Source organism: Bradyrhizobium sp. Kon69 (assembly GCF_055807515.1).
The window spans coordinates 1-363 of the sequence record NZ_JBVVOS010000168.1; the positions used below are offsets into that span (position 1 = coordinate 1).

Genomic DNA, 363 nt, shown 5'->3' on the forward strand with positions numbered 1-363 from the left:
GGTGGGTCAGCTGGAAATAGGCTGACTGACACTCTGCTATCGGGGGCAAGCCCCCTCCCACACCCGGGGTACTGATTCTCGAGCCCAAAGTATTCGGTGATGAACGCGGCTTTTTCTACGAAAGCTTCAATGCGCGCGCTTTTGAAGCCGCCACCGGACTCAAGCGTGACTTCGTGCAAGACAACCACTCACGTTCACAGAAAGGCGTGCTGCGCGGGCTGCATTATCAGCTTGAACACACTCAAGGCAAACTGGTGCGCGTGACTCACGGCGAAGTGCTGGATGTTGCCGTCGATATCCGTCGCAGCTCACCGCACTTCGGCCAGTGGGTGGGTGTCCGATTATCGGCGCAGAATCATCGCC

The 363-nt window shown here is 57.9% G+C and carries 1 protein-coding gene; it reads left to right on the top strand.

Going from position 1 to position 363, the window contains the following annotated elements:
- Positions 1 to 38: 38 nt before the first annotated feature.
- Positions 39 to 363 (top strand): dTDP-4-dehydrorhamnose 3,5-epimerase (gene rfbC, locus AC0L3U_RS38695; RefSeq protein WP_473365008.1); only part of this gene is annotated, 325 nt, incomplete at its 3' end.